This window comes from Wolbachia endosymbiont of Glossina morsitans morsitans (assembly GCF_000689175.1).
Taxonomy (GTDB): Bacteria; Pseudomonadota; Alphaproteobacteria; order Rickettsiales; family Anaplasmataceae; genus Wolbachia; species Wolbachia pipientis.
Genome location: NZ_AWUH01000010.1, coordinates 1 through 7586, shown reverse-complemented (window position 1 = coordinate 7586; position 7586 = coordinate 1). Strand labels below are relative to the sequence as shown.

4 protein-coding genes and 4 pseudogenes are annotated in these 7586 nt (G+C 34.8%); 3 read left to right on the top strand and 5 right to left on the bottom strand.

Annotated elements, in window-relative coordinates:
* Positions 1-418 precede the first annotated feature (418 nt).
* Positions 419-1004, bottom strand: a pseudogene (locus WGMM_RS00295) (cell division protein ZapB); the annotation flags it as partial.
* 455 nt (positions 1005-1459) lie between these two features.
* On the opposite strand from WGMM_RS00295, the gene WGMM_RS00290 reads away from it, so the two are divergent.
* Together WGMM_RS00290 and WGMM_RS00285 are read left to right on the top strand one after the other, a co-directional pair.
* A complete protein-coding gene (locus tag WGMM_RS00290; RefSeq protein WP_038248211.1) occupies positions 1460-2485 on the top strand; it encodes a Fe(3+) ABC transporter substrate-binding protein in 1026 nt (341 codons plus the stop codon).
* A 203-nt stretch (positions 2486-2688) separates the two neighbouring features.
* Positions 2689-3576: an aspartate carbamoyltransferase catalytic subunit gene (locus WGMM_RS00285; protein WP_038248208.1), complete on the top strand. Its 888-nt coding sequence runs from the start codon at positions 2689-2691 to the stop codon at positions 3574-3576.
* A gap of 962 nt (positions 3577-4538) precedes the next feature.
* Here the strand turns inward: WGMM_RS00285 and WGMM_RS07285 are convergent.
* Positions 4539-4634: pseudogene (locus WGMM_RS07285) on the bottom strand (phosphatidylglycerophosphatase A); the annotation flags it as partial.
* Between WGMM_RS07285 and lepB the strand changes: the two are divergent.
* Positions 4630-5271 (top strand): annotated as a pseudogene (gene lepB / locus WGMM_RS00280) (signal peptidase I); the annotation flags it as partial. The pseudogenes WGMM_RS07285 and lepB sit on opposite strands and share 5 nt — an antisense overlap.
* Positions 5272-5278: 7 nt before the next feature.
* On the opposite strand, the gene hscA reads toward lepB, so the two are convergent.
* The 3 genes and pseudogenes from hscA to WGMM_RS07420 all read right to left on the bottom strand — a co-directional run.
* The gene (hscA, locus tag WGMM_RS00275) at positions 5279-7027 is read right to left on the bottom strand and encodes a Fe-S protein assembly chaperone HscA (protein ID WP_038248196.1); all 1749 of its coding nucleotides are present in this window, start codon (positions 7025-7027) and stop codon (positions 5279-5281) included.
* Positions 7005-7460 carry an iron-sulfur cluster co-chaperone HscB C-terminal domain-containing protein gene (locus WGMM_RS00270; protein ID WP_038248193.1) on the bottom strand — a complete coding sequence of 152 codons (456 nt, stop codon included), beginning with the start codon at positions 7458-7460 and terminating at the stop codon, positions 7005-7007. The genes hscA and WGMM_RS00270 overlap by 23 nt, the downstream gene beginning before the upstream one ends.
* A pseudogene (locus WGMM_RS07420) lies at positions 7421-7586 on the bottom strand (iron-sulfur cluster assembly accessory protein); the annotation flags it as partial. The pseudogene WGMM_RS07420 and the gene WGMM_RS00270, both read right to left, overlap by 40 nt.

The window sequence follows — 7586 nt, the reverse complement described above, 5'->3', positions numbered from 1 at the left end:
AATCGCGCTCATATCTGCTCCTGTTTCATATAAATTTTCACTTAATTTTCCTTAGTAAAACCTGGCAAATTGCTCTGCTTTCCTCATTGGTTACTACACTTTCTTTTGTCCTTTTCGTCGCTTGTCAAAAAACGGGAGAGTTTTCGCCAATGAACTTAACAGTTCCTACAACGCAAAGTTGCATTCTTAAGAAAAATTATTAAGTACAATCACATGTTACAGTATGTATGTCTGTTCGTTTCGTCACAGTCCCTCCTTCTCTCGTATGCACACTAATGATCAACCTACCTCGATTCCATAACTCTCAGCATTCTTCTTATTTTTTTAAATAAAAATGTAAAGAAGAAAAACAATCTCTTTGATCCAGCAGAAGGATGGAGACTTGCTCATGATCCTCATATTTGGGGGTAATAGTAAGATTTGATATGCTGCGAACACTTGTGTTCAAATTAAAAATGTCATTTATGATACTAGCCACTAGCCACTTCACGCCTTGAGTTTTTGTAAAATCCGCTGAGTGCTGCAATTATAGACTTAACCCTTGGACCAAATGTATCTGGCGTAACACATTCTGGTAACTTGCTACTTTTTCTTTTTCTGCATCTCCGATAACGACCATGTTCCCATTACTACCTAATTTCGGGAAGATCAACTTTTTGGTGAACATAAGTTTTTTCGCATATTACAAGCTCTCCTCCGCATTCGCAAATATTAGGCAACTCTATTTTTACTACTTTATCCGCTTCCATTGTGGCATGAAAATTTCCTTAATGCCCAACCTAATCGCCAACAATCCTTTCGCTTTTTGGCTTGTCCTTTTTTATTTTGTATAGCTCTTTTGGGCTGGACAGGGATGAGTTTTTTGAATTTAAACCGAGCCTTTCCTTTAATTCAGCGTTCTCTATCTTTAAAGCTTTATTTTCTGCTTTTAAGTTTTCTATCTCTGCTTCCAGTTTTTCTATTTTTTGCTGTAAATTTTTGCAAAGTTCTAAAAGGTTTACCACATTACCTCACTTTTGCTCTATGATTATCTTGTTTAGATCACTTTGTCTACCTTATTCTACCATTCCGCTGAACGGATACAATTTACTAAACAGAAAAAAAGGCAAAAGAAACCCTAGGGTAGCTAGTTATTCACTATCCATTTTTTAAGTTGGCGTTTTTTAATGTTTTAAATAGCGCATTTCAGCTTATATTAGGTAAAAACCTAGAAATTTTATAAAGACATAAGGTGCACATAATGCAAAAAATTAAGCATGATTTACGCCAAATACATTAAGTTTTTTGTCATTAATCCACCGCAGAGATTGCGAAGATAAATAAATAGCTCCAGTGTTATAATAAGGGGGCTGGCGAAGCTTGTCAAGGAAGTTTTTATGATTTATCTAACGAACTTTACACTTGCCAAAGTTGTACCATCTTGGTAACTTTAACTGAAAGAAGTTATTTTTTATCCAATATGAAAAGAGCCTTTATATTCACATCCTTAATAGCAATTATATTGATAGTTATTACTTATTTATACAGAAACGACGGAACTAATGACTCACAAGTGGTAAATGTTTATTCATCGCGCAAAGAAGAATTAGTACGTACTTTGTTTGATGAATTCACGAAAAATACAGGTATTAAAGTACGTTACATCATTGATGATTATTCTCAGCTACTTTCACGAATGGAAAACGGTGGTGAAGCTGACTTATTTTTGACTGCTGATGCAATCAACTTAATTCTAGCCAAAAAAAGAGGACTTTTATCTCAAGTAGATTCAGAGGTTTTAAAAAGTGTTATACCTGCAAGATTTAGAGACAGTGAAGATTATTGGTTTGGTCTTACAAAAAGAGCTAGGATATTGGTTTACAATAAAGAGTCAGTAGACCCTAAGGACTTAAGTACTTATGAAGATTTAGCAAATGAAAAATGGAAAGGAAAAATATTAGTGCGTTCTTCTACAAGTCCATATAACAGATCGTTAATTGCTTTTATGATTGCAAATAATGGTTTTGAAAAGACGAAAGAATGGGTAAGCGGAATTGTGAGCAATATGGCAAGAAAACCAAGTGGTGGTGATACTGATCAAATTTACGCCGTAGCAGCGGGTGAGGGAGATGTTGCAATAGTAAACAGCTACTACTTTGCGAGAATTCTTTCATCAGAAAATAAAAAGAATGTTGCAGACAAGCTAGGGGCTTTTTTTCCTAATCGCAACGATCACGGTGTAATGGTAAACATCAGTGGTGCAGCAGTAACAAAAAACGCAAAAAACAGGGAAAATGCTATAGTCTTATTGGAATTTTTAGTAAGCAAGCAGGCTCAAGAGTTATACGCTAAAAAAAACCAAGAATATCCTATTATTGAAGGCGTTGAAACTTCCGATATACTAAAATCTTGGGGAAATTATTCACAAAGTGATTTGCCTCTAAGTGAACTTGAGAAGCATCTTTTTAAGGCTGTTATGGTAGCGGATGAGTGTAAGTGGAAGTAATCCCCAGCGCCACTAAACATTGGGATGAAAGATTTATGCTAATATACCTTACTCTTGACTCGCTGAACTTTTTCTTCCTTCTAACTTAATTTTGACTTTACTATCTTTTTCCGTTCTTTCACCAAAACAATTGCTGCACAAGAAGTCTATTGAAAAAAGGTAATAAGAAAGTAGAATAGGTTCAAGTAGTTGAAAAGGAAACTATGAACAAGAGGAGGAATTTGTTAAACATCTCAGACCTTACAGTCGATGATGTAGAAAATATAACTAAGTTGGCCAAACAGTACCTTAAAAAAGAAGTTGCAAATAGTCATATCTTGGAAAATAAGACAGTAATAAATTTATTCTTTGAAGATTCAACGCGTACACTTGCGTCTTTTGAAATAGCAGCAAAAAGCCTTGGAGCAAATGTTGTAACTTTGCCAATAAGATCTTCTTCTATTAACAAGGGAGAAGATCTAAAAGACATGATCAAAACATTAAATGCAATGAATCCTGATTACATAATAATCAGGCATAAAAGTAGTGGTATCATTAATACACTGGCAAAGTATGTTAACTGCTCGCTAATCAATGCAGGCGATGGAAGTAGTGAACATCCAACTCAAGCTCTTGCAGACTATCTTGTAATCAGCAATCACAAAAAGCAAATAAAGGACCTCGAAGTTGTGATATGTGGAGATATTCTGCACAGCAGAGTTGCAAGGTCAAATATAAGGTTGCTAAAAATGTTTGGAGCAGAGATAAACTTGGTCGCACCACCAACTTTGATTTGTAAGCATTTTCCTGAAGTAGATTCAGTCCATTATTCATTAATTGAAGGTATAAAGGATGCTGACGTAATTATGCTTTTGAGATTGCAGAAAGAGCGCATGAATAATAGTTCTTCAGAGAAAGAATATTTTTATTTGTATGGACTTGATTCACAAAAGCTATCATACGCAAAACCAGATGCGATTGTTATGCACCCAGGGCCAATAAACAGAGGGATTGAGATTAGCAGCGATGTAGCAGATTGTGTTATTTTACAGCAAGTAGAATTTGGATTGGCAATACGTAAGGCAGTGTTGCACTATTATAGGCCTTGCTAATATTAAAAGATGTTACACAACTAATGCAAAAAGGGGGGCATGAAATGACAAGGCTTGTAAATGGTTTGAGAATGGCCATTAAGATGTTAAGGCCGAGGATATGGTGTGGAAGTTTTTACGAAAGCCTGAAGTCAATCAACAACCTTGCAGAACGGCAAATTAGACGGCTATCGTAAAAAACAGCTTTTTCACCTGGTCGGAACATGGAAAAAGATTTGTGGAAAGAATGTTGTCGATATTTTTGACATCACGTCTCAATGGCCAAAATCCCTTCCAAAAGTTACGACTGCTTAGTTCTTTATTCATTCTCACAATCCGTGAACGGTTACAACCTGGATTCCAGTGGGCTTTGTTGCATCGCTAGCTATGATGGATTAAAGATAAAAAAGATAGCGAATATCAGTAACTTATTATTCTGGTATTTATAACAAGAACGGTCAATGAATACCTAAATTTGAGTAAAAGAAATTTTCACTACCATTTACCAATCCGGCTAAAATTCAAGAATTTCAATGCTTTAGCTATTTTCAATAGAATTAAATTTATTAATATAAATAACAAATTACTATTCTTAAATTTGACCAGATTGATTGCAAAAAAACAAGATTTTCAATAGGTTGCTTATAATCCTAACTATATTAGCCTTTCATAAGTAGCGATGCAACAAAGCCATCCAGTGTCAGCTACTTTCATAACACCATATTACCTTAACAAAAGCAAATGTTCGTAGAGATGTGTATCAGCTACTTTCATCTGCCATCTGCAAATTGCAATGTTCGTACAGTTATGTGTCACGCTACTTGGATGACACCGTTGAAAGAAATGAACCGCCTTTTCAAAATTGTTTTGAATAGAGGAATAACATTCACAAGTAAAATTTCATATTACCATTTTTTAATTTATGTATTATAATAAGCTTAATCTATAAGAAAAACAAAGTAGGAAAAGTTGGAAGAACTAAGATCACATGAAGTCTTGTAATGTTTTATATAATTACCTGTAGACCATAATCCAATTAAGAATAAAAAAGAAATAATTGCTGCACCTAAAATTCCATTTCATATACCTTCTGGTTCAATGAAAAGCACCCTACTTGAAGGGGATTACATTTTTACTAGTAAATATTCATACGGTTACAGTAAACACTCCTTTCCATTTTCTCCAAACATTTTTAGCGGCAGGATTTTTTATACTCCTCCAAAGCGTGGCGACATAGTAGTTTTCAAACCCACAAGAAATGACAGCATCAGGTTTGTTAAGCGAGTAATAGGAACACCAGGTGACAAAGTGCAAATGATAGAGGGAGAATTATACCTAAATGATCAGAAAGTAGAGCGAAGGCAAATTGAAAGTTTTTTTGATTATGAGTCAAATCGTAACATACCAAGATATATAGAAACGCTTTTAAGTGGCAAGGAACATGAGATTTTGGTAGATGACATTTCTAATAAGCTATCATATAACACTCCGGTTTATTATGTACCTAACGATCAATTTTTCGTTATGGGAGACAATAGAAATAATTCTTTAGATAGTAGGTTTCCTGAAGTTGGTTTTGTGCCAGTGGAAAATATCATTGGGCGTGTAAGCATAGTTGGTTTATCATTTAAATTAGGAAAGGTCGATTGGTTACCATTTAATTTCAGGTTACCTGTTGCTTTGAGATTAAATAGGGTATTGCACAAGGTTGTGTAAGCTTTTTCTACCTATTTGTTAATTCACACAACTCTAAAGAAAAATTTTCTAACTCGGCGATAGTATTGTTAATTTCATTCAAGTCATTGCCTTGTAAAGCGTTTTTTGCATTTTGTAATAGGTTTTTCAACTTTTGATCAGTGGAAAGGTTATTATTGTTTTCAACCAAGTGTATGAGTTTATTTCCATTAATTTTAGCGCCTGCAAGGGAACGAGCCTTCATATCCTCGTCAAAGCTGTTTATTGACTGGTCAACCATATTTTGAACATCAGCTTCACTCAAGCCAAAACTTGAATTTACTTTAACTGTCTGCTCAATTCCAGTAGTTTTTTCTCTTACAGTAACAGTCAAGATTCCGTCAACGTTAACTGTAAATTCTATTTCAACTCTTGCAGAACCTGCAGGCAGTGGCGGTATACCTTTTAGTTCAAACTGCGCTAGAGATTTGTTATCCTCTATCATTTCACGTTCTCCCTGACAAACATGAATTTTCATTGCTGTTTGCCCATCAATATAAGTTGTAAACTCTTTTGTTTCTGAAACTGGCAGTGGCGTATTTCTTGGTATGATTTTTTCAACTATGCCTCCCATAGTTTCTATGCCAAGTGATAAAGGTAGAACATCCAGGAGAATATTCCTATCTTTTGAGCTCGAAATTAAATCATGAGCCTGCAGAGCTGCCCCAATGGCAACTGCTTTATCTGGATCCACGTCATTTAGTACTTTATTTCCAAAGAGTTTGACTAGTGAATTTTGAACCAATGGTGTTCTAGTTGCACCACCAACTAAAATTACTCCTTTTATATCATCAATTTTAAGATCTATATCACTTATAGTACGAGTGACTATATTGATAGTCTTATTGACCAAAGAACTGATTGCCTGCTCGAATTCTTCTCTGGTAATTTCGCACTCAAATGGCTTGCCGTTAACATTAAATTCGAAGATACCTATAGTGTGATTGCTTAGGTACTCTTTCACAGAGCGTGATTCGATAAGTAAGGAATTTAGTTGCTTAGCCGTCTTTTCTCTATACTTATCAATCACAATTGAACTCAGCAAATGATCAAAATCATCACCGCCGAGTTTGGTGTCACCACCAACCGCAAGGACTTGAAACACTCCTTGATGCAATTTCAATATCGAAATATCAAATGTTCCACCACCAAGGTCATAAACTGCATATATTCCACTGTTATTGTTCTTTTCAATGGAGTAAGAAAGCGCTGCAGCGGTTGGCTCGTTAACGAGGCGAAGAACTTCTATTCCAGCTAATTTTGCTGCATATTTAGTTGCGTTACGTGCTGAATCGTCAAAGTAAGCTGGCACAGTAATCACTGCTTTTTTTACTTCCAGCCCCTTAGACTTTTTTACCCTCTCACATAAAGCTTTTAATATCTCAGCAGAAATCTCAATAGGAGTAAGATACTTTTCCTCTGCGCATTTTATTCTAATAACTTTTTCACTTTCGTTATCTATTTCAAGATAAACACCCATCTTGTTCAAATCTTTAACACTTTTACCCATTAAACGCTTTATTGAATAGATTGCGTTTTGACCGACATCGTAGCCAGTTTTCAATGTATTATTTTCATATGAAAGAGCAGAAGGCAGTAGCTCTCTTCCCTGCTTATCTTTAAATATCTCCACATTGCCAGCTTTATTTACCATGGCAATTAAAGAATTGGTAGTACCAAGATCTATACCAAAAACTACTTCACTTGAATTTGGTTCAGAAATTTGAATTGGTTGCATTCTTTTTCACCTCCTCAAATGACTTATATAAATATTTCAATCTTAAGACCTGTGTAGCAGCTCCATCAAAATTCTTTACAGCAAAAGTGTTAATTAGGTTTTTAACGCAATCTTTTATTTTTTCATCAATCATCCTGCTTGCAAATTGTAGATCGTCGCAGTCTAGTAAGTACTCTCTTATTTCTATTGATTCATTTAATATTTCAGAATTCGGATGATTACCCTTTGCCACACCAAAAAGATTCAACAAATGCTCAGCACGTTTTAGCGGTGACTTTAGTATCTGATAAGCTCTGTTAATATTTTCCATGTTTTGGGACTGTCTTTCATTTATATAAGTCCTGCTTAGCTCGATATATTTTTTCTCTAACTCATCAAAACTGATATTGAAAGCTAGTTCGATTTCAAACAATGTAAAATAGTTGCTAGACATAGAAAACTCTCTCCACAACCACTATTTTTCCTTTCTCATTAGGTATTTTTAGAAAAATAAAAACCCGATGTAAATTTTTCTTCTACATAATCCATTTCAGAGCCAAGAATAAACATGACGGACTTT